Origin of the sequence: Staphylococcus sp. HMSC057A08 (genome assembly GCF_001812925.1) — a bacterium.
In the GTDB taxonomy this organism is placed as follows: domain Bacteria; phylum Bacillota; class Bacilli; order Staphylococcales; family Staphylococcaceae; genus Staphylococcus; species Staphylococcus hominis.
Genome location: NZ_KV810860.1, coordinates 1 through 21,890, shown reverse-complemented (window position 1 = coordinate 21,890; position 21,890 = coordinate 1). Strand labels below are relative to the sequence as shown.

Annotated in this window: 18 protein-coding genes and 1 pseudogene; 2 read left to right on the top strand and 17 right to left on the bottom strand. The window is 30.6% G+C overall.

Annotation, left to right across the window (positions count from 1 at the left end; all coding sequences use genetic code 11):
* Positions 1-232: 232 nt before the first annotated feature.
* From HMPREF2881_RS09585 to HMPREF2881_RS09555, 7 genes are all read right to left on the bottom strand, one after another.
* The gene (locus HMPREF2881_RS09585; protein ID WP_002449680.1) at positions 233-730 is read right to left on the bottom strand and encodes a DUF948 domain-containing protein; all 498 of its coding nucleotides are present in this window, start codon (positions 728-730) and stop codon (positions 233-235) included.
* A gap of 77 nt (positions 731-807) precedes the next feature.
* Positions 808-2,121, bottom strand: a complete 1,314-nt coding sequence (gene murC, locus HMPREF2881_RS09580; RefSeq protein WP_002455194.1) for a UDP-N-acetylmuramate--L-alanine ligase — start codon at positions 2,119-2,121, stop codon at positions 808-810.
* Positions 2,122-2,142: 21 nt separating this feature from the next.
* Positions 2,143-5,700, bottom strand: coding sequence for a DNA translocase FtsK (locus HMPREF2881_RS09575; protein ID WP_002455193.1), 3,558 nt, complete (start codon positions 5,698-5,700; stop codon positions 2,143-2,145).
* A gap of 24 nt (positions 5,701-5,724) precedes the next feature.
* Complete coding sequence (gene ytpR, locus HMPREF2881_RS09570; RefSeq protein WP_002449679.1) at positions 5,725-6,321, bottom strand: YtpR family tRNA-binding protein; 597 nt, start codon at positions 6,319-6,321, stop codon at positions 5,725-5,727.
* 28 nt (positions 6,322-6,349) lie between these two features.
* A complete protein-coding gene (locus tag HMPREF2881_RS09565; protein ID WP_002455192.1) occupies positions 6,350-7,204 on the bottom strand; it encodes a DUF1444 domain-containing protein in 855 nt (284 codons plus the stop codon).
* Positions 7,205-7,321: 117 nt separating this feature from the next.
* Positions 7,322-7,633: a thioredoxin family protein gene (locus tag HMPREF2881_RS09560; RefSeq protein WP_002449688.1), complete on the bottom strand. Its 312-nt coding sequence runs from the start codon at positions 7,631-7,633 to the stop codon at positions 7,322-7,324.
* A gap of 1 nt (position 7,634) precedes the next feature.
* Complete coding sequence (locus HMPREF2881_RS09555) at positions 7,635-8,717, bottom strand: M42 family metallopeptidase (RefSeq protein ID WP_002455191.1); 1,083 nt, start codon at positions 8,715-8,717, stop codon at positions 7,635-7,637.
* Positions 8,718-8,806: 89 nt separating this feature from the next.
* Between HMPREF2881_RS09555 and HMPREF2881_RS11895 the strand changes: the two genes are divergently transcribed.
* Positions 8,807-9,127, top strand: a complete 321-nt coding sequence (locus HMPREF2881_RS11895) for a PepSY domain-containing protein (protein WP_227967839.1) — start codon at positions 8,807-8,809, stop codon at positions 9,125-9,127.
* 368 nt (positions 9,128-9,495) lie between these two features.
* On the opposite strand, the gene trmB is transcribed toward HMPREF2881_RS11895, so the two are convergent.
* The 7 genes from trmB to HMPREF2881_RS09515 form a co-directional block, all read right to left on the bottom strand.
* Positions 9,496-10,137, bottom strand: coding sequence for a tRNA (guanosine(46)-N7)-methyltransferase TrmB (trmB, locus tag HMPREF2881_RS09545; protein WP_002449690.1), 642 nt, complete (start codon positions 10,135-10,137; stop codon positions 9,496-9,498).
* Between the two features lie 13 nt (positions 10,138-10,150).
* Complete coding sequence (locus HMPREF2881_RS09540; protein WP_002488010.1) at positions 10,151-10,942, bottom strand: phosphotransferase family protein; 792 nt, start codon at positions 10,940-10,942, stop codon at positions 10,151-10,153.
* Between the two features lie 337 nt (positions 10,943-11,279).
* Positions 11,280-12,131: a D-amino-acid transaminase gene (gene dat, locus HMPREF2881_RS09535; protein ID WP_002488018.1), complete on the bottom strand. Its 852-nt coding sequence runs from the start codon at positions 12,129-12,131 to the stop codon at positions 11,280-11,282.
* 3 nt (positions 12,132-12,134) lie between these two features.
* Positions 12,135-13,544, bottom strand: coding sequence for a Cys-Gly-3M3SH dipeptidase (gene pepV / locus HMPREF2881_RS09530; protein ID WP_002488011.1), 1,410 nt, complete (start codon positions 13,542-13,544; stop codon positions 12,135-12,137).
* Between the two features lie 143 nt (positions 13,545-13,687).
* Positions 13,688-14,119, bottom strand: a complete 432-nt coding sequence (locus tag HMPREF2881_RS09525) for a YtxH domain-containing protein (protein ID WP_002488017.1) — start codon at positions 14,117-14,119, stop codon at positions 13,688-13,690.
* A gap of 26 nt (positions 14,120-14,145) precedes the next feature.
* Positions 14,146-14,832 carry a pseudouridine synthase gene (locus tag HMPREF2881_RS09520; RefSeq protein WP_002488019.1) on the bottom strand — a complete coding sequence of 229 codons (687 nt, stop codon included), beginning with the start codon at positions 14,830-14,832 and terminating at the stop codon, positions 14,146-14,148.
* Entirely contained in the window at positions 14,829-16,466 is a 1,638-nt protein-coding gene (locus HMPREF2881_RS09515; protein WP_002455187.1) for a putative polysaccharide biosynthesis protein, read from the bottom strand. The genes HMPREF2881_RS09520 and HMPREF2881_RS09515 overlap by 4 nt, the downstream gene beginning before the upstream one ends.
* Before the next feature lie 276 nt (positions 16,467-16,742).
* Here HMPREF2881_RS09515 and HMPREF2881_RS09510 point away from each other — a divergent pair, with 276 nt between their 5' ends.
* Complete coding sequence (locus HMPREF2881_RS09510; protein WP_002449694.1) at positions 16,743-17,999, top strand: BaiN/RdsA family NAD(P)/FAD-dependent oxidoreductase; 1,257 nt, start codon at positions 16,743-16,745, stop codon at positions 17,997-17,999.
* A 96-nt stretch (positions 18,000-18,095) separates the two neighbouring features.
* On the opposite strand, the gene HMPREF2881_RS12180 is transcribed toward HMPREF2881_RS09510, so the two are convergent.
* From HMPREF2881_RS12180 to HMPREF2881_RS09500, 3 genes and pseudogenes are all read right to left on the bottom strand, one after another.
* Positions 18,096-18,233 (bottom strand): LPXTG cell wall anchor domain-containing protein, encoded by a 138-nt coding sequence (locus HMPREF2881_RS12180; protein WP_371094492.1) that lies wholly within the window; start codon positions 18,231-18,233, stop codon positions 18,096-18,098.
* Between the two features lie 84 nt (positions 18,234-18,317).
* A pseudogene (locus HMPREF2881_RS12175) lies at positions 18,318-18,971 on the bottom strand (DUF1542 domain-containing protein); the annotation flags it as partial.
* Positions 18,972-18,986: 15 nt separating this feature from the next.
* The coding region (locus tag HMPREF2881_RS09500; protein WP_141752628.1) for a DUF1542 domain-containing protein at positions 18,987-21,890 on the bottom strand (2,904 nt) is incomplete at its 5' end.

Below are 21,890 nucleotides of genomic sequence, written 5' to 3'. Positions count from 1 at the left end.
TGTAAATCATTACCAGTGTTGTTCGTTTCAAATGTATCTCTATCGTAGTGTTTTGTCGCACTACTTTGCGCTACGTCTTCTTGTTGATTCGCACCTCTACCATGTAAATCATTGCTAGTGTTGTTCGTCTCAAATGAGTCACGATTATATTTCTTACTCATATTTATTCCTCCTATAAGAAATGCACTTAAACAAGTAAAAACCTCATTTAAGTGCATTTGATTGAATCATATTAAAAGTTTTTCTCAACGTTTGTAGTGTAATTTTGATTTGCATCATTAGCTACAGAGTTAGCTCTGTAGTTTGCACTTCCTCTACGATAGTGTCTATTTTGCCATTTGTCAGCAATTTCCATTGCAACATTTGACCATTGAACTACTTGAGAAATTTTATCTTCATTTTGAGAAATATTATGTGTGATTGAGTTAGTTACACGATCAACTGAGCTATTTAAAGTTTGAACTGAGTCGCCAATACCTTTAACACCATCAACAACAGAGTTTAAACGTTCAACTTTACCTTGAATGTCTTCAGTTAAGCGATTAGCTTTATGAAGTAAATCAGTAGTTTCACGAGTAATACCTTGAACTTGACCTTCAACACCATCAAGTGTTTTAGCCACATGATCTAAATTTTTCTTAACTGAAATTAAAACTACGACAATTCCAATACATAAAATTAAGAATGCGATTGCAGCAATAATTCCAGCAATTGGTAAAATCCAATGCATAAAAAACGCCTCCTAAATATTCTTTTAAAATAAAAGTCATTAATTATAAATACCCATAATAATTATATATAAACATATTAGAATTCTTTTGACATACCAATTTTTTCTTCATAAGCACGTTGAATTTTTTGAATATCTCCGGCGCCCATAAATAGAATAACAGCATTATCAAATTTTTCTAATACATCAATACTATTTTCATCGATTAACGCAGATCCGTCAATACGATTTATTAAATCTTGGATAGTTAATTCTCCAGTATTTTCACGTATTGAACCAAAAATTTCACATAAAAATACGTGGTCTGCTTTACTTAATGCATCAGCAAATTCATCTAAGAAAGCTTGAGTTCTTGAAAACGTATGAGGTTGGAATACTGCAACGACATCTTTATTTGGATATTTTTTTCGTGCTGTTTCAATTGTAGCACTAATTTCTCTTGGATGGTGAGCATAATCGTCTACTAATACTTGTTTTGAAACAAAAGTTTCATTAAAGCGACGTTTTACACCACCAAATGTTTCTAAAGCTTCTTTAATATTATTAACATCCATTTTTTCAAGATAACTAATTGTAATGACTGCTAAGGCATTTTGAACATTATGATTACCATATTGTGGTGTTAAAAATTGATCATAGTATTCTCCATTAATATACACATCAAACTGAGTACCATTTTCAGTTATTTGTATATTATCTGCATATACATCATCGTTTTTACTAAGACCATAATAATAAATAGGTACATCTGCTTTTAAATTTCTTAAATGTTCATCATCTCCCCAAGCAATAATAGCTTTTTTTACATTATTTGCCATTTCTTGGAAAGCACTAGCAACATCGTCGATATTTTTAAAATAATCAGGATGGTCATAATCAATATTTGTCATAATTGCATAATCTGGGTGATAGCTTAAAAAGTGACGTCTATATTCACACGCTTCAAATGCAAAATAATCACTACCTGGTAAACCCATTCCTGTACCATCACCAATTAAGAATGATGTTTTCTTGTCTCCATTCATAACGTGAGATAATAAACCAGTTGTAGACGTTTTACCATGAGCACCTGTAACTGCTACCGATGTATATTGATTAATGACTTGACCAAGAAAATCATGATATCTAATCACATCCAACTTTAATTCATGTGCTCTAACAATTTCTTCATGTGTATCAGGAAATGCATTACCTTGAATAACTACCATTCCTTCATGTATATTATCTACACTAAATGGTAAAATTTTAATCCCTTTATTTTTAAGTGCTCCTTCTGTAAATACATATTTTTCAATATCTGAACCTTGAACTTCATGTCCTAAATCGTGCATAATTTGTGCTAATGAACTCATTCCTGCACCCTTAATTCCGACAAAATGATAATGCGTCATATCCATAAAACTCCTTTAAAATTAATCTTTCTTTAAATCTGCCTCAGTAATAAATACATCTCTTGGTTTAGAGCCGTTTGCTCCAGATATATAATCTAGTTGTTCTAATTGATCGACGATTCTTGCTGCACGATTATAACCAATTTGGAAATGTCGTTGGATTAATGAAGTAGATATATGTCCTTCTTTGACCATAAAACTACAAACATCATCAAATAATTCATCCCGTGCTTGAGTTTGAGTCTTTTTCAATAATTCTTTTTCTTCAAATAAATATTCTGGTTCTCTTTGCGCTTTGATGAAATCAACGACATCATCAATTTCTTCATCAGAGACAAATGTACCTTGTACACGTATAGGTTTATTCATACCACTACCTAAATATAGCATATCACCATACCCTAATAGTCTTTCAGCGCCTCCACTATCAATAATAGTTCTAGAATCCACGCTTGAAGACACCATAAATGCAATACGGGTTGGTATATTAGCTTTAATAAGTCCAGTAATAACATTAACTGAAGGTCTTTGTGTTGCTACTAACATATGAATTCCACATGCTCTCGCTTTTTGAGCAATTCTAGCAATAGATTGTTCTACTTCTTGTGGAGCCATCATCATTAAATCTGCTAATTCATCAATAACAATGACTATTTTAGGCATACGTTGTTCGTAAGACGCTTTTTTATTAAAAGCAGTAATATTACGTACGTGATATTTTGCAAACAGTTTATAACGTCTTTCCATCTCTTCAACAGCCCACTTTAAACTTTGAGTAGCTGCTTTAACATCTGTAATAACTGGTGAAACAAGATGTGGTAAGTCATTATATGGCGCTAATTCAACCATTTTTGGATCAATCAATAATAATCTCAATTCTTCTGGATGATTTTTATATAATAATGACATTAATATACTGTTAATACATACAGATTTACCTGAACCTGTCGCTCCAGCTATTAAAGCATGAGGCGTTTTAGCAATATCCATTAATAATGGCTCGTTATTAATCCGATTCCCCATAGCCACTGTTAATTTAGATTCCGTATTTTTAAACTTAGGTGATTCTAAGATTGATTTTAAACTTACTTTTGAAGAATTTTGGTTTGGTACTTCAATACCTACTAAGCTTGTACCTGGAATAGGTGCTTCAATTCTTATATCTTTAGCGGCCAATGCCATCTTTAAATCATCTTGCAAAGCAGTAATTCTCGAAACTTTCACACCTTTTTCAACAGCTAACTCAAATCGTGTTACACTTGGACCTACAGTCACATTTTGAACTTCTGCAGGAACATTAAAGTAATAAAACGCATCATTTAATTCTTGTTTTTTCTCTTCAATCCATGAGTTATCAATTTGATGAATTTCCGGATCTTCTAATAATTCAAGACTTGGTAATTTAATATTAGGACCTTTTCTAATCGTAGCTTTACTTTCGTGTTGTTCGTTTTCATCTTGCTCTTCATTCTGAGTATTTAATGTCATAGATATGGCTTGTGTATTTTCATTTTGTACATTTGAAAGTTCACTCGTTTCATCTTCTTGATTATCTTGAAGTGATTGTTCATTAATATTCTTTTTAATATGCTCTTCATGATTATTAGTCGCTTTTACTGATGGACTTGAACTTGGTATACTAACTGATTTACGTTCCAATTTTGTTTCTGGTTTTAATTCTGGAACGGTAACTTTATTAGATTTTTTGAATTTTTTAGCATCCATCAAACGCTTCTTGTCAGATGGCGTCATCACAACGTTAAAAGGTTTACTACCCGGAATGATTGAAGATTTAATAGATGATGAAACATCCTCATTTTCAACGATTTGTTTGTCATCATCTTCTAATTTTTCCCCTTCAGTGTTAGATGATGAGTCATGAACTGAATCATTGTTATGTTCAACTTGTTCAGAAGCATACTCAGTATCTGTTTCAATTGCATTATCAATTGAATGGTCAATGTCATCATCGTTATGATTTGATTGTTTAGTTATATCTTCATTCGAAGAAACGTTCATCTCATGATACTTTGCTTCCTCTACTTTTTCTTTTGAAGTATAATTATCTTCTTGCAATTTATTAACTTTACTTAAATGAGCATCTTCATTTTTATTAAAATGATGATGTTTGTCTTTAGTTGAATGTATAGGTGCTACGTTAAGGTTATTATCTGACAATTGATCATCATTATGTTCGTCTGTAGATGTCGTATCATTAACTTCTCGTATTTCTACATCTTTATCATTAACAGTTTGAATATTTGGGACAGATTTCAAATCAATTTCTTCATATTGATACTGCTCGTCATCGTCATCATAATTAGACGTATTTGAATCAGTTTGAGTCCCTTCATCAATCACATGATTATCCGTAGTATTCTCATTTGTGTCTTCCATTTTATCAGTACTATCTTCTGTATGTGTCGTTCTCTCGTCATCATTATTTTCTTCATGATCTAGAGAACTCTCTCCAGTGTACTGCTTAGCTTGATTTGCATACATTTCATCAATGACTTTTTGGATTTCGTTATCACTATCCGATGATTGTTGACGCTTATTCTGTAAAGCTTCTTTAAATTTACGTTTTTGTTGTGCTTTTTTTTCTCTTTCACGTCTAATTTCTTCTACTATTTGTGACGCATAAATATTCTCAATATTCACCGTATTATCTTTTTGAGAAAAATTAGGAACTTTACTTTTTGAAGATGTAGTTTCATAAATATTAGAATTTTGATCATTAATAATTGAAACATCAGTATCTTCATACTTAGTTTGATTCAACGGTTCATTTTTAGACTTGCTTATATTTGTTTTTACATCATTATCAGATACTCGTTGTGCTGTTTGATCTTGTGTTGAATTATTTTTATCGTCATTATGATTATCATCATTTTCATTCTCTTTTAATGGAGGGATAACACCATTTTCAATTGGTCGGCGTTTTTTTGTACCAAATACTGCAGATGGTACTTCTGAAGTTCTAAAGCTTGAATGGTGATATGTAGAATTCGATGTCGTTTTATAGTTTGATTTAAAACGCTCCGATTGTAATTTCACATGAGAATGATTATTTGTATACTTATGATATTGAGAAGTCGTTTTTCTATTATTGTTTTCATTTAATTGTGCACTATTCAACGACTTATTACGTTTATTAGAAGGTCTTTCTTTAATTGAAGGCACTCCAGTATCATCATGATTTGTATACTGTCTTCTTCTGCGTCTTCGAGTATCTGTTGCACTATCATAAGTTTGAGGATAGTCATTATTATCTATTTCATCATAACTATAAGCGTCATAACCAAAGTCTTTATCACTTTTAGATGATTTCTGCGACATATATTCATCTTCATCAACTTCTCTGTAAACCGCTTCATCATATGTTTCAGCATCTTGCCCTAAATCAATAGGAAAACGAAATTTTCCACGCGGACGATCATAGATATCATCATTTTCAGGAAGTAAGGTATGCTCACCATTCTTTTGTGTTTCTGAGTTATGTCGACGTTTATTTTTTCGTCTTAGTAATTCTTCATCAGAATGTTTATCATTGCCAAATAATTCATCAAACCAACTCATACATCCACATCCTTCCTAGTTTTTTTAATCAAAAAATGCATTGCCTACTTTATAATCATCAGACAATACCATGATTCCTTTTTCTTGAGGTGCATTAGGCAAGTTCAATTCTCTCATTGAACAAATCATACCACTTGATGCCACACCACGTAATTCAGCATCTTTAATTACCATGCCACTTGGCATAACTGCACCAACTTTAGCTACGACAACTTTTTGACCTGCTTCTACATTTGGCGCACCGCACACGATTTGTAGTTTTTCACTACTAACATCAACTTTCAAAATACTTAATTTATCTGCGTTAGGATGCTTTTCTTTAGTTTCTACATAGCCTACAACAAATTTAGGTGATAAATCCGCTTCAAGTTGATAATCAAAACCTGCATTTGTAATTGATTGCTGTATAGCTTCTACAAGCGTTTCATTTAATTTAATATGACCATTACTATTAACTGAATATACTTTTGAAAAATCGAAAATATTAAATCCAACAATTTGATTTTCATGTTTAATAGCAACCACATTATTTTTTATTTCATATTCAAAAGGCCCATCTGTTGGTTCAATTTGTAAAAATGCAACGTCCCCTACGCCTTCTTTATTATAAAATAAATTCATTTAAATTCTCCTTTTGACGTATTATTAGTTATTTTTTATTAAATTTTTTACGATTAGCTTCTAAACGTTGAATAACGTTTGGATCTCTTTTTTGCTTATTATTTTTTCCTAAAATAAAAATCGGCTCTAAATGTTCTTTTTTATAACCAAATGAAAGTGACGTTATAGGTACAAGTCCCTTAGTAAAAAATTCCATCGTCAAGTGTGCCATAACGTCATAGCCTGTTTTATTGCGTATATCAGCAATAATTAATACATCTTGATGAGGAACAGCGACTAACATTTCACCTTCACATTGAGCTTCAATTTCATTTAAAAATTTTGTATTTAAAATACGACTCGCATCATATCCGTCATTTGAATTGATAAAATAAAAAATATTTCCTTTTACTTCATCTGTTTTATATTTATTCTCAAGTTTACGTATATTAAACAACGACATTTCTTTAATTTGTTGTGAAGTTAAACCTAGTGTTTTTAACATACTTTCATCAATTAATCGGTACGATTTTCCTAAATCAAGTGCATAATAAATATTAGTTTCTGCAGTATGTTCTTCAATAACAAATTGATGACCTTCTTTAGTTTTTTTATCAAAACTAGTTGATCTTATTACAGGCATAACTTGAATATCTTTCATTTTAGATAGACCATTATCATCCATTTGCGCAATGGCCTCTTCAACATAATAGATAATTTCGTCAACAATTTTCTCTTTTTGTTCTTCATACTTTGCTACAATTGCATTAAGCTTGATAGTTACGCCTTTAAAATTATCTCGTCTATATATACGTAATGTTTCTTCTTCACGATCAAACTTAAAATCAACGTCTAAATGCTTTAAACGTTGTTTTAATGTATCTCTCATTTGAAAGACGTTCATATTAAAACACTCCTATTTTCGCACCTTACAATATTTTACAATAAAAAGAGCTTCAATTACAGAAAAATTAGGCTATTCTTTCATATAGATAAGAAAATTTAAGTTCTAATTACTCATTTACACATATTGACTTAAAAATGAATCTATTTGTTCGATTGATTTTCGTTCTTTTCCAATATAACTTCCCATTAATTCACCATTTTTATATACGAGAAAGCTTGGAATACCCATGATATCATTTTCAATTGCTAAATCTATAAATTTATCTCGATCTACTGATACAAATTTAAAATTAGAGTATTTTTTTTCTAATTTCGGTAAATCTGGTTCAATCACTTTACAATCTGGACACCATCCAGCTGTAAATTCAAATACCGTTTGTTCATTTTTTAATTCTTCAAATTGTTTTTCAGTTTCTAATGTAATCATATTATTTCTCCTCACTTTGAAATTGTAATGTTAAAATGTTTTCATTTGTTAAGTGACTCACAGCTTGTTTTAATAATTCACGCGCAGCATAATAATCTCTAATATCAAATACCGCATCTGTACTATGAATATATCGTGCACATACACCTATAACTGCTGTAGGTACACCTTTATTTGCTTTATGGATTTCTCCCCCATCTGTACCACCTGGTGAAATATAATATTGTGAACGAATATCAAATGTATCAACTAACTCCAGTAGATAGTCTCTGAAACGTGGAGAGAGAATCATCGTACCATCTTTAATTCGAATTAATGTTCCTTCACCTAATTGACCAGATAATTGCTGCTTACCTTTAATATCATTTGCAGGAGAACAATCTACAACGAATGCTATATCTGGTTGTATTAATTCAGTTGATGCTTTCGCACCTCTTAATCCAACTTCTTCTTGGACGTTTGCACCCACATATAAATCTACATCTAATTCTACATCTTTGAGTAATTCTAATATTTCAATTGCTAAGACACAACCGTAACGATTATCCCATGCCTTAGCACTATATCGATGTTCAGATAATTGAGTGAATGGTGTAAAAGGAACAATTGTGTCCCCTATTTCTATTCCACGTGATCGAACTTCTTTATCACTTTCTGCTCCTATATCTAACATTAAATCTTTAATCTCAGGAACCGCTTCATTACCTGTTCTAAAATGTTTTGGTATATTCGAAACGACGCCTACAATTTTTTCACCATTTCTATTTTTAACCTGCAGTCGTTGTCCTTGCCATATATCATTAGATACACCGCCTAAGTTAGTAAACTGTAACATGCCATTTTGAGTGATGTTCGTAATCATAAAGCCAATTTCATCCATATGAGCCGCTACCATCACACGCTTTGCATTTTGTTTTTTTGATTTTTTTATACCAAAAACACTTCCCATATGAGTGGTTATCACTTCATCTACAAATGGGGTCATTTCTTTTTTCATGTAGTCACGTACTTCTTCTTCAAAGCCTGGCGCTCCATGTAATTCTGTTAATGTTTTTATACGAAGTAAAGTTTTATCATTTTCCATTACATAAACACACTCCTTAAATTTATTATATCATTTTGATTATGGTAAACTAATAATAAGAACTATTAATAGAAAGGTTAGATTCGATAATTATGACTCGTCAAACTATAAAATATATCTCCATTCCCATCGTAATAACTATAGGAGCATCTACGGCTTTTATACTCTATCATACATTTAAAAACAAAAAAGTAAAAAATCCGGATAGAATATTAGAGGAAGTAAAATCATATTTTATGGATATTAAAGGTTCTTACATTCTTCATGAACCTTTGCAAAATAAAGAGCAATATTTAAATCGTTTTGTTTATCAAGGTGGTATTACTCAAAATAAAAACAACCGTGATATAGAGTATACCTTCTATGCTGATGCACACACAGGTGAAATACTTACTATTGAAGAAAATTAATATTATTTTTTGATATTTAAAAAATATTTTAATACTTTTTTCACTTCATATTTATATTTTAAATTACATTTGTTTGATGTTTTTATTAATTTTTTATCATTTTCGAACTTAACAGTAAAGTAACGATTACTATGATAATACAAAAATCAATAATCATTTTGGATGAAATATGGACTAAATTTTTCTTTTTTTCTTACATATTGCATTGGATGTTTATCATATGTACTTATCCATAAATTTAAATAACAATGTATTTAGCACATATGTACTTATATGTATCATAAAGAGCAATAAATGATAAAACAACACACGAGCGTAAGAATGTATTTTCTTCTTACGCTCGTGTGTTGGATTTAATATATTATTTATTAATTTTTATGAAATTTGGCTTCCATTCTATAAATACGGGAACCTTTATCAGAAAATTTTTTCTCATATTCAGTTAATATATTATCTTCATCATCTTCATCATGAAGATTTAAATTTAACTTTGTAAAATACATTCCATATTGTGACATGCTTTCAAGACTATAAGCAAATAAACCTCTATTATCTGTTTTAAAATGTATTTCTCCATCTTCTTTAAGAATTTGTTCATATAAAGCTAAAAAAGTTCGATACGTTAAACGACGTTTTGCATGTCTTTTTTTAGGCCAAGGATCCGAGAAATTTAAATAAATTCTAGATACTTCATTCTCTTTAAAGTACTCATTTAGTTCAATTGCATCATTGCAAATCATTTTTAAATTTGTAAGTCCTTTATCTTTTACTTTATCAAGCACTTTATACATAACGCTTTTTTCACGTTCTAAAGAAACAAAATTAATTTCAGGATGTTGCTCTGCAAGTGTAGTTATAAATTGTCCCATTCCTGAACCGATTTCAATATAGATTGGCTGTTTCTTATCAAACCAATCACTCATTTTGCCAGCATGTGAACCATCCATGTCTACTAGGTCAGGATGTTCTTTCAAATAATCTTCTGCCCATGGTTTATAACGGACTCTCATGTATTAAATCTCCTTAAATAAATAAATTACTATTCATTACCTCATTTAAAAATTTGAGCCATGTGTTCATATCTTTAAATCTTTTTTGTTCTTCATACCATTGAATCATGCCGATTGATTGAATCACAGTATACCATTTCATACGTTTATTTAAGTCCATACTTTCTTTAACACCATAAGTATTAAACCAGTTAGACCATTGTTGTTTTGGAACGTAGTTGTATAGCAGCATACCAATATCGATGGCTGGATCAGCAATCATTGCACCTTCCCAATCTACTAAAAATAACTCATCACGATCAGAAAGTAACCAGTTATTATGATTAACATCACCATGAACTACTGTAAAGAAACGTGAATCTAAATTAGGAATATGATCTTCCAAGTAAGTTAATGCTTTTCGAATAATATGATGGGTTAATACGTCTCTAGATAAAGAAGCATTAATTTTCTTTAACATAATATTTGGGGTAATAGGCTCCATTTCCATACGTTTTAACATATTAAGTAGTGGTTTTGAACCATGTATTTTTTTGAGAAGTTCAGCAACTCTTCTTTGAGACATTTCAGATGGTGTAAGTTCTCTACCATTTTTCCAATGTTGTGCTGTTACCACTTCGCCTGTTTCAATACGTTTTGTCCAAACTAACTTAGGCACAATACCTTCTGCAGATAAAGCTGCAATAAATGGATTTGAGTTACGCTTAAGAAATAATTTTTGTCCATCTTGTTCAGCCATATACGCTTCTCCAGATGCTCCACCTGCAGAATCAAGCGTCCACCCTAATTGATAAAACTGCTCCAACTCGTTCACCTCACTTTCAACTAGAAAATGGCTCGAGAAATATATTTTTTCAAGAGCCATATATCTAATTTAATCATCGCTTTTTATCTAACGATTATATTTCTAACTTTGTTTTTGTTATATTGATAAAATTATTATTTAAATGTCTTCAAATCATTTAAATTTTTTACGTTATCTCTTTAATCACTCAATGATGATTTTATAATTTTTAGCTTAATTTTTCAACTGAAAATGAGAAACAAAATGATACATTTTACTAGTATGAAAAAGCTAAAATCCCGAATGCTTTATAAATATTATAACATATCATATACATCATCGTTGAAGAAATTTAAAGTTAATTGATACTTTTTGATTCAATATACTTTTCGAATCCTTCTTGTAATTTTTTAGTAATTGGACCTACTTTACCATCATTTACAATTTCGCCATCAATCTTAACGACAGGTGTTACTTCAGCAGAAGTACTAGACACAATGACTTCATCTGCATTTTTTAAGAAATCAACTGTAAATGTTTCTTCATTAAATGGTATGTTGTCATCTTCAGCAACCCATTTAATTACTTTTCGAGTAATACCATTTAAAATGTAATTATTAACGGGATGTGTATAGATTTCGCCATCTTTAATCGCATACACATTACTTGACGCACCTTCAGTAACAGTTTCATCTCTATGTTGAATGGCTTCTGTTGCATTATATTTAACTGCATATTCTTTAGCAAGAACATTTCCTAATAAATTTAAACTTTTAATGTCACAACGTAACCATCTAATATCTTCAACTGTTACAGCATTAATGCCATTTTCAAAGTCGTCGTATGGACGATCATAACTTTTAGCAAATGCCATAATAGCAGGTTTAACTTCTGGAGTTGGGAAAGAATGGTTTCTTGGTGCTACACCTCTTGTCGCTTGAATATAAATTCCACCATTTTGAATGTCATTGATTTTTAAAAGTTGTCTTACAATATCTGTTAGCTCCTCGACAGTATAGCCTAAATCGATTTGAATTTCACTCGCACTTCTAAGGAACCTTTCAAAGTGTTCAGTTACTGTAAATAATTTACCGTTGTATGCACGAATATATTCATATATACCATCTCCAAATACATAACCTCGGTCTTCATAAGACACTTTTGCGTCTTCTTGATTTAAAAATTCTCCGTTAATAAATACTTTTGTCATTATTTATCCCTCCACACATAGTGAATAAATTGCTTCTAAATAGATACTTGTTGCGTTGAATAATTGTTTTTTAGTAATATATTCATTCTTTTGATGCATTAAATCCTCTGAATCTTCAAACATAGCTCCAAATGCAACACCTTTGTCTAAATTACGTGCATAAGTGCCTCCACCAATTGTATAAGGTTCTGTCATATCACCTGTTTGATTTCTATAAGCAGTGACAAGTTTTTGTACAAATGGATCATTTTTATCTACGAAATGAGGTTGTTGAACTTTACCTAATTCTATTTCAAACCCTTGAGATTTGATTTCATTTTTAAAACGTTCTAAAGCAGTTTCAAATTCGAAGCCTTTAGGATAACGTAAATTGATACCAAATTTGCCACCTTTTTCTTTATCATACGTAATGATACCTACGTTTGCTGTCACGTCTCCCATAACATCAGTATGGAACTTCATACCCATTTTTTCACCAAAATGAGATTCATGTAAATAACGATTACTAAATTCAGCGAATTCTTTTGCAGCTTGATTAAGATTCAAAGTTGATAGGAAGTCAATAAGATATAAACCAGCATTCACACCAAGTGAAGGATCCATACCATGGACGGCTTTCCCTTCAACAGTTAATATCAATTCACCATTATCTACAACCGCTTCACCTTCTAGTTGACGTTGGTCTAGATAATGTTCGAAATGTTGAACTACGTCTGTCATATTTTTTTCAACCAAAATATGTGCTTTAGCATGATCAGGAACCATGTTATAACGTTGACCAGATTTAAATGAAAGAAGTTTTGCTTCTGAATGATCAGTATGATGTGAGCTTACATTTTGGACTAAATCAAATGTTGTAATTCCTTTTTCACCATGAATAGCAGGGAATTCAGCATCTGGTGCAAAACCTAAAGCAGGCATTTCTTCTGTTTTGAAATATCTTTCTGTACATTTCCAGTCAGATTCTTCATCTGTACCAATAATAATATGAATACGTTTTTTCCAATCTACATTCATTTCATTTAAAATTTTAACTGCATAGTAAGCTGCGATAGTTGGACCTTTATCATCAAGTGTACCTCTTGCCACAATAGCATCATCTGTTACAACAGGTTTAAATGGATCAGAATCCCAACCGTCTCCAGCAGGAACGACATCTACATGACATAAAATTCCCAATACATCTTCACCTTGACCTGCTTCAATTCTTCCAGCAATATGATCAACATCATGGGTAGAAAAACCATCTCTTTGAGCGATTTTATACATATAATCAAGCGCTTCACGAGGTCCAGGACCAACTGGTGCTTCCTCTGAAGCTTGACTATCATCTCTCACACTCTTGATTGAAAGTAATCCATTTAAATCTTCAATAATTTGACTTTCATATTCTTGTACTTTTTCTTTCCACATTAGAGATCAACTTCCTTTTCAATAGATATACCTATTATTTTACATAAATCTAGTATTAAATGACAACAAGATGTCAGAAAATTTCATAGTACATATAAAAAAAGAAGTGAGAAAAAATTTTCTCACTTCTTTAAAATTTAAGTTTAATGTCTATCGTCTAAGGCATTATGATTGTTTTTCAAATCTTCTTCAGTGACTACTCTTAAATTATTATTAACAGTTGCGCCACCTTCATCATCAAATTTACCTTCTGCTAATTCATGTGTATCATTTTTTTTAGTATTCACATTAGTGAATTTAGATTTTTCATCTTGTAATAAAGATTTAGGATCATTTTTTAAACGATTTGCATAACCTTGTGGGTCATTCTTTACGTTTTGAATTGTTTCATTTGCTTTTGAGCTAATATCATTAACTAGCCCTTTCGCATTTTGTTTATAGCCTTCTGGATTTTCTTTATATTTATTATACTCAGCTTTTAATTTATTTCTGCTACTTTCACGTGATAATGCTACTGCAGCCGCTGCAGCACCAATTCCTGCCACAATTCTTAATAAACCTGCACTTTTAGCCATCATATTACCCCTTTTCTCTTTTATTACTATAAAAGTTTTAATTCTTCTGAAGTTAGTAAACGATACTCTCCAGATTTTAAGTTTTCATCTAACGTCAAATTAGAAATTTTAAGACGTTTTAATTCTAATACCTCATTATCAATTGAATGAAACATTCTTTTCACTTGATGATACTTTCCTTCATAAATAGTAACTAAAGATAATTTATGATCTAGTTTTTCAAGTTGTGCTGGTTTTACTTTGCCATCTGATAGTTCAATTCCATTTTTAAAAGCAATAATATCTTCGTTTTTAATAGGATATTTAGAGGTTACTTTATACGTTTTAGACACATGTTTAGATGGACTCATTAAATTATGGTTAAATTGTCCATCATTAGTAATAAGTAATAAACCTTCAGTATCTTTATCTAGTCTGCCTACTGGAAATATATCAAGATGGCGGTAATCAGCAATAAGATCTATCACTGTTTGATTTATATCATCATAAGTAGCAGAAACATATCCTTTAGGCTTATTTAACATAATATAAACATGATTAATATACTCTATTATTTTGCCATCTACAGTAATTTCATCTTGCTCAGGATTCACTTGGTATTTAGGTGATTTTTCCACTTTATCATTAACTTTGACACTATTTTTCTTTAAAAGCTGCTTTACCTCAGTACGCGTGCCAACTCCCATATTCGATAAAAATTTATCTAATCTCATCTTAAAAATCCAACTTTACGTCTAATTTTTTCTGGTAATTCACCAAGAAATTGATCAGCTAATCGATTTTTAATTGTGATACTACCATACACTAAAGCACCTACAATAACCCCAACGAGTAATATAATCATTGCTCCAAATTTACGTTCTACAGGGACAAAATGACCTAAAATTAAGTAAACAATTTCCACACTAATCATCATGATTAAACTATAAATAAAAATTTTCGCTACTTGCACAAATGTTTCTGTAAATTCATATTTCGCATATATTTTTAAAATAAAGAAATTTGCTGTAATCGCAAAACTCAATGCAATAGCAGTACTTAAAATTGCTCCTGCAGTATGGAAAGTCATAATTAATGGAATATTAAGTGCTAACTTTAATACAACGGCTCCTAAAATGACAAACACTGTCAATTTTTGTTTGTCTATACCTTGTAACATCGAAGCAGTAACACTAAGTAAAGAAATTAATATTGCTACAGGGGCATAGATAAATAACATTTTGTTTCCATCTGGATTATATTGATAGAAAACTGTATATAAAGGTGCAGCCAGTGCCATTATCCCTAAACTTGCTGGAACTGTAATATACATTAATACACCGATTGATGTTTTAATTTGACGATGCATTTCAGTTAAACGACCTTCTGCATATGTTTTAGTAATATATGGTATTAAACTTACCGCAAAACCTGCTGCAAGTGATGTTGGAATCATTACAATTTTATTGGTTGTAAAGTTTAATATCGTAAAGAAATAATCTTTATTTGCATGGAATCCTGCTGCATCTAGTGCATTGTTATGTGTAAATTGATCAACAAGGTTAAATAATGGAAAGTTTAAACTAACAATTACAAACGGAATACTGTATGCAATAATTTCTTTATACATTCTTCCGTAAGAAATGTCTAATCCTGTACGATCAGACTCTACCATTTTTTGAATGTGAGGTTTACGTTTTTTCCAGTAATACCAAAGAGTAAATAAACCTGCAATTGCTCCCACAGCGGCTGCGAATGTAGCTACACCATTGGCTTGTAAATATGTACCATGAAAAACATTTAAAACTAAATAACTACCTATTAATATAAATATAATTCTGGCTAATTGTTCGGTAACTTCAGATACAGCAGTTGGACCCATCGATTGATAACCTTGGAATACCCCTCTCCATGTTGCTAATAGTGGGATAAAAACCACTACTATACTGATGATACGAATAATCCAAGTAATCTCTGGTACTGTCCATCCACCTTTTCCTTCTTTTTGACCTAAAGTAATCACTGCAATATCAGGTGCTAAATAAAACAATATTAAAAATCCTATAATACCTGATATCGACATTACGATAAAACTCGATTTATAGAGTTTTTGTCCAACTCTATATGCTCCTATTGCATTATACTTTGCTACAAATTTTGAAGCTGCTAAAGGCACTCCAGCTGTCGCGACAGCAATAGCAATATTATAAGGAACATAAGCATAGTTAAATGGCGCTAACTTTTCCTCCGCATTTGCACCCATAATCGCATAAAAAGGAATTACAAATAAAACACCTAGAATTTTAGTAATTAAAATACTAAATGTTATCAAAAAGGTTCCGCGCACCATTTCCTTATTTTCACTCATATTCAATCTTCCTATCTTTAATTTAATCAAACTATGTCGTTATACATCTGTCTAAACTAAGGACTTGCATTACTATAAAATATATCACAAAATACTTATTGTTTCTCGTTTCTTTTTAAGTTTTTTTGTCAATTATTCTCACTATTATTAACTAAAAATATTGTAAGTTCTTTTATTTATGTATTTAATACACTTTTTAAGGCAAACTTCTACTTCAGTTCGCAAAATAATAAGTATTTATGTAGAATATAGATGTATGATAACGGAGGTTAATATATGTATCAAACAATAATCATTGGCGGTGGACCAAGTGGATTAATGGCAGCAGTTGCTGCGAGTGAAAATAGTAGTAAGGTTCTATTAATCGAAAAGAAAAAAGGTCTTGGAAGAAAATTAAAAATTTCTGGTGGTGGTAGATGTAATGTGACTAATCGTCTACCTTACGAAGAAATCATCAAAAATATACCAGGAAATGGTAAATTTTTATATAGTCCATTTTCAAAATTTGATAACGAATCCATAATAGAATTTTTTGAAAGTCGTGGTATAAAATTAAAAGAAGAAGATCATGGAAGAATGTTTCCAGTTTCAAACAAATCACAAGATATTGTTGATACTTTAGTTAATACAATTAAGAATAACAACGTTGAAATTAAAGAAGAAACTGTTGTTAATGACATTTCTAAAAATGATCAATCTTTTATAGTAAAAACACAAGATGACGAATTTGAATCAAAAACAGTTATTATTGCGACTGGTGGAACAAGCGTCCCCCAAACTGGATCCACAGGTGATGGCTACAGATTTGCTAAAAATCTAGGCCACACTATTACTGAATTATTCCCTACTGAAGTTCCTATTACATCTAGTGAATCTTTTATTAAAAATAAAACACTTAAAGGCTTAAGTTTAAAAAATGTAGAATTATCAGTTTTAAAGAAAAATGGTAAAAAACGTATTAGTCATCAAATGGATATGATTTTTACACACTTTGGTGTAAGTGGACCAGCTGCATTACGTTGTAGCCAATTCGTTTATAAAGAACAAAAAAATCAGAAAAAACAAGACATACAATTACAATTAGATGTATTTCCAGAGATTTCTTTACAAGATTTAGAAAATAAAATAAAGAAAATCTTAAGCGAAGAACCAGACAAATATATAAAAAATGCACTGCGTGGTTTAATAGAAGAAAGATATTTATTGTTTATGCTAGAACAAGCTGATATTAATGAAAATACAACATTTCATCATCTTTCAAATCCACAGTTGACTCACCTCGCAGAACATTTCAAACAATTCATTTTCACTGTTAATGGTACCCTTTCAATTGAAAGAGCATTTGTTACGGGTGGTGGCGTTTCTCTTAAAGAAATATGGCCTAAAACAATGATGTCAAAAATTCAACCTGGTTTATTTTTATGTGGAGAAGTATTAGACATTCATGGGTATACAGGCGGCTACAATATTACAAGTGCTTTAGTTACCGGCCACGTCGCTGGAAGCGAAGCTAGACAATTTATATATACTTAAAAATAAAAAACACTCCAAAAGTTAAGTAAAATTATAACTTTTGGAGTGTTTTTTATTTCATATTTTGAATACGAAGATAACTGAATTTATTTTTTATTATTTATCTTCTTTTTTTCTTCGTTTTAATAATAATAGCAGACCACTTAATAATGTGAACTCAGCTAAAGATAATAATGAGTTTTCATTTTCACCTGTATAAGGTAGAGTATTTAATTTTGAATGATTATTATTCACATTAAATTTATTATTAAAATTATTAAATGTAACTTTGTTGTCATTAACCAATCCAAAGTTATTTTCAAATTGCTTAACATTCACATGTTCAATCTCATTAATAGTCACTCTCGTTAATTCATTAATATCATTAGTAGTCACATTTTCAGCTAATTTATTTAAGGCTTTCATAACATAAACATCAATTTGTTTATAAGCTTTATTTCTATTATATTCTGATATATTTGTTAATCCTTTAATATACGCTTTACGTTTATTTGCTACATCAAAGATTTGAGATTTAGCTTTCAATTTTACTTTGTCGATTAGAACTATTTTATTAAATTCTTGAAGATAATGTATTTTTATATTATCAACTTGTTTATTAGTTTGAGCTTGGTTTACTTTTTCTTCTGCTTTTTTATATGATTCATCAAGTTTTTGTTTTATGAATAGTTTTTCATCTATTGTAAATGTTTGATCAGATGATACTTTATCTTTTAATTTTTGTAATTCCACTTCTAATTTAGATAAAGCATCTGCTTTTTTAATAACTTCAACTTGAATACTATTAATTGATTGTTTACCTTGCTCTGTAGTCTGATCGACATCTGAGTTAGTATTGGCACCTTCGAGCAGTTTTTTAGCTCTCATTACTGCCTCTTCTACTTTTTGTTTTGCTGCATCCTTTTCTTCTTTTGTTGCGTTTGGTGTTTGATCAATTTCTGCTTTCTTTTGTTTAGCTAATTCGTCGATAGTTTGTTTAGCTACAGATTATTTAACTATTTCTGGTTGAATTTCATCAATAGCATGTTTACCACTTTCTTTGGCTATTTCAACATCAGAATTAGTCGTAGATTGAGCAATATTATTCTTTGCTTTTATAACTTCTTCATCTACTTTTTGTCTAGCCACATCCTTTTCTTCTTTTGTTGCATTGTGATTATTCTCAATTTCTGCTTTTTTAATTGTTGCTTCATCATCTATCGCTTGTCTAGCTAAAGATTTTTGTATTGTCTCTGGTTGAATATTAGATATAATTGAAATTCCAATTTGAGTTGATTGATCTACTGTATCATTCGTTGTAGATTGATCAACATTATGTTTCGCTTTTGTTGCTGCTTCATCTACTTTACGTTTTGTCATTTCTTTTTCTTCATTCGTTGCTTCATGATTACTATCAATTTCTGCTTTTTTTGCTGTTACTTCATCATCTATAGATTTTTTGGCTTGTGTTTTTTTCAAAGCTACCGCATTAATGTTATTTATTGCACTTATACCATTAATTTGTGCATGATCTACATTGGAATTATTTATTGATTGATCAACATTTCTTTTAGCTTTATTAACCTCATCATCAATTTTTTGTTTAGCTATGTCTTTTTCTTCTTTTGTTGTCGAATTATCTTGATCAATTAGATTTTTTCTAAGAGTTGCTGCTTCATCTATCGCTTTTCTTGCTTCAGCTTTTTTAACTACTTCTGGTTGTATATTTTCAATAATATTTTTACCAGTTGTTTTAGCATTATTCACACCGTCATTTGTTGTAGCTTGATTTATATTATTTTTCGCTTTTATAACTTCTTCATCAACTTTTTGTTTTGCTGCTTCTTTTTCTTCTTCAGTTGCATCTAGCATTTGATTAATTTTTTCTTTTTTTACTTTCGCTACTTCATCAATTGCTTGTCTTGCTAAAGATTTTTTAACCACTTCTGGTTGAATATTATTGATTTCTGTATTTCCTGTTGTTTTTGCTTGATCCACTTCATCATTTGTTGTAGCTTGATCTATATTATCTTTTGCTTTTGTAGCTTCTTCATCTACTTTTTGTTTTGCTACTTCTTTTTCTTCTTCAGTTGCATCTGGTGTTTGATCTATAATTTTTTTCTTAGCAATTGCAGATTGGTCAATTTCATGTTTTGCCTCTACTTTTTTTATAATTTCAAGTTGGATTGTATTAATAACATTTATCCCTTTTGTTTTCGCGTTATCAACTCCATCATCATTTTCTGCTTCGTTGATATGAGTTTTAGCTTCTGTTAACGCTTGATCCACTTTACTTTTCGCTGCTTCTTTTTCTTCTTCAGTTGCTTCTTGCGTTAAATCAATAGTTGCTTTTTTAAGTTTAGCTAAATCATCAATTGCTTGTCTTGCTTCTGATTTTTTAACTACTGTCGGCTGAATATTATTTATCATTGTAGTGCTATTTTGTTCAACTTGATCTACGTCATTATTTGTTTTTGCTTGATCAATTCCATATTTTGCTTTTATGACTTCTTCGTCAATTTTTGATTTCGCTGCTTCTTTTTCTTCTTCAGTTGCATCAGGTGTTTGATCAATGATAGCTTTCCTAGTTAATGCAATTTGATCAATAGCATTCTTAGCTGTCTCTTTTTTTACAACTTCTGGCTGAATGTTATTTATAGCAACATTTCCTCTATCTTTTGCTTGATCTACATCACTATTTGTTATTGCTTGATCAATACTATGTTTTGCTTTTGTAACTTCTTCGTCAACTTTTTGTTTTGCTGCTTCTTTTTCTTCTATTGTCGCATTTGATGTTTGATCAATATTATTTTTTTTAGCTCTTGCTACTTGATCAATTAACGTTTTAGCTGCAATTTTTTTAATAATATTGGGTTGGATATTATTAATTGCTATTGTGCTATTATGCTCAACTTGATTCACATCATTATTTGTAACTGCTTGATTAATGTTACGTTTTGCTTTTGTTACCTCTTCATCAACTTTTGATTTCGCTGCTTCTTTTTCTTCTGTTGTTGCATCTGGTGTTTGATCAATGATGTTTTTTCTAGTTAATGCAATTTGATCAATAGAAGTCTTAGCTGTCTCTTTTTTTACAACTTCTGGCTGAATGTTATTTATAGCAACATTTCCTCTATCTTTTGCTTGATCTACATCACTATTTGTTATTGCTTGATCAATACTATGTTTTGCTTTTGTAACTTCTTCATCAACTTTTGATTTCGCTGCTTCTTTTTCTTCTGTCGTTGCATCAGATATTTGATCAATGATGGCTTTTTTGATTTTTGCTTGAGTATCTATACCTCGTTTTGCTTGTTCTTTTTTAACTATATCTGGTTGGATATTATTTATTGATGCCGTACTATTATGTACTACTTGATCTACATCATTATTAGATAAAGCACGATTAATATTATTTCTTGCTTCTGTTGCAGCTTCGTCTACTTTTGATTTCGCTGCTTCTTTTTCTTCTGTTGTTGCACCCGGTGTTTGATCAATCGCTTCTTTTTTAATTCTAGCTACTTCATCGATTGCAGTCTTTGCTGCTATTTTCTTAACTATATTTGGTTGAATATGACTAACTGTTGTAACACCATCTTCTTTTGCTTTGTCAACAGCTTGATTTATTTCTGTATGATTAATATTATTTTTTGCTTCTACTGCAGCTTCGTCTACTTTTGATTTTGCGGCTTCTTTTTCTTCTATAGTTGCATCAACATTATTGTCGATCTCTGTCTTCTTATTAATAACTTCATTATCAATTGCTTGTCTTGCTTCTGATTTTTTAAGCACATCTGGTTGGATTGCATTGATTGTATTCGTACCATTTGTTTTTGCTTCATCGACATCTGAGTTAATTATTGCTTCATTGATATGAGCTTTGGCTTCCGTTACCGCTTGGTCTACTTTCGC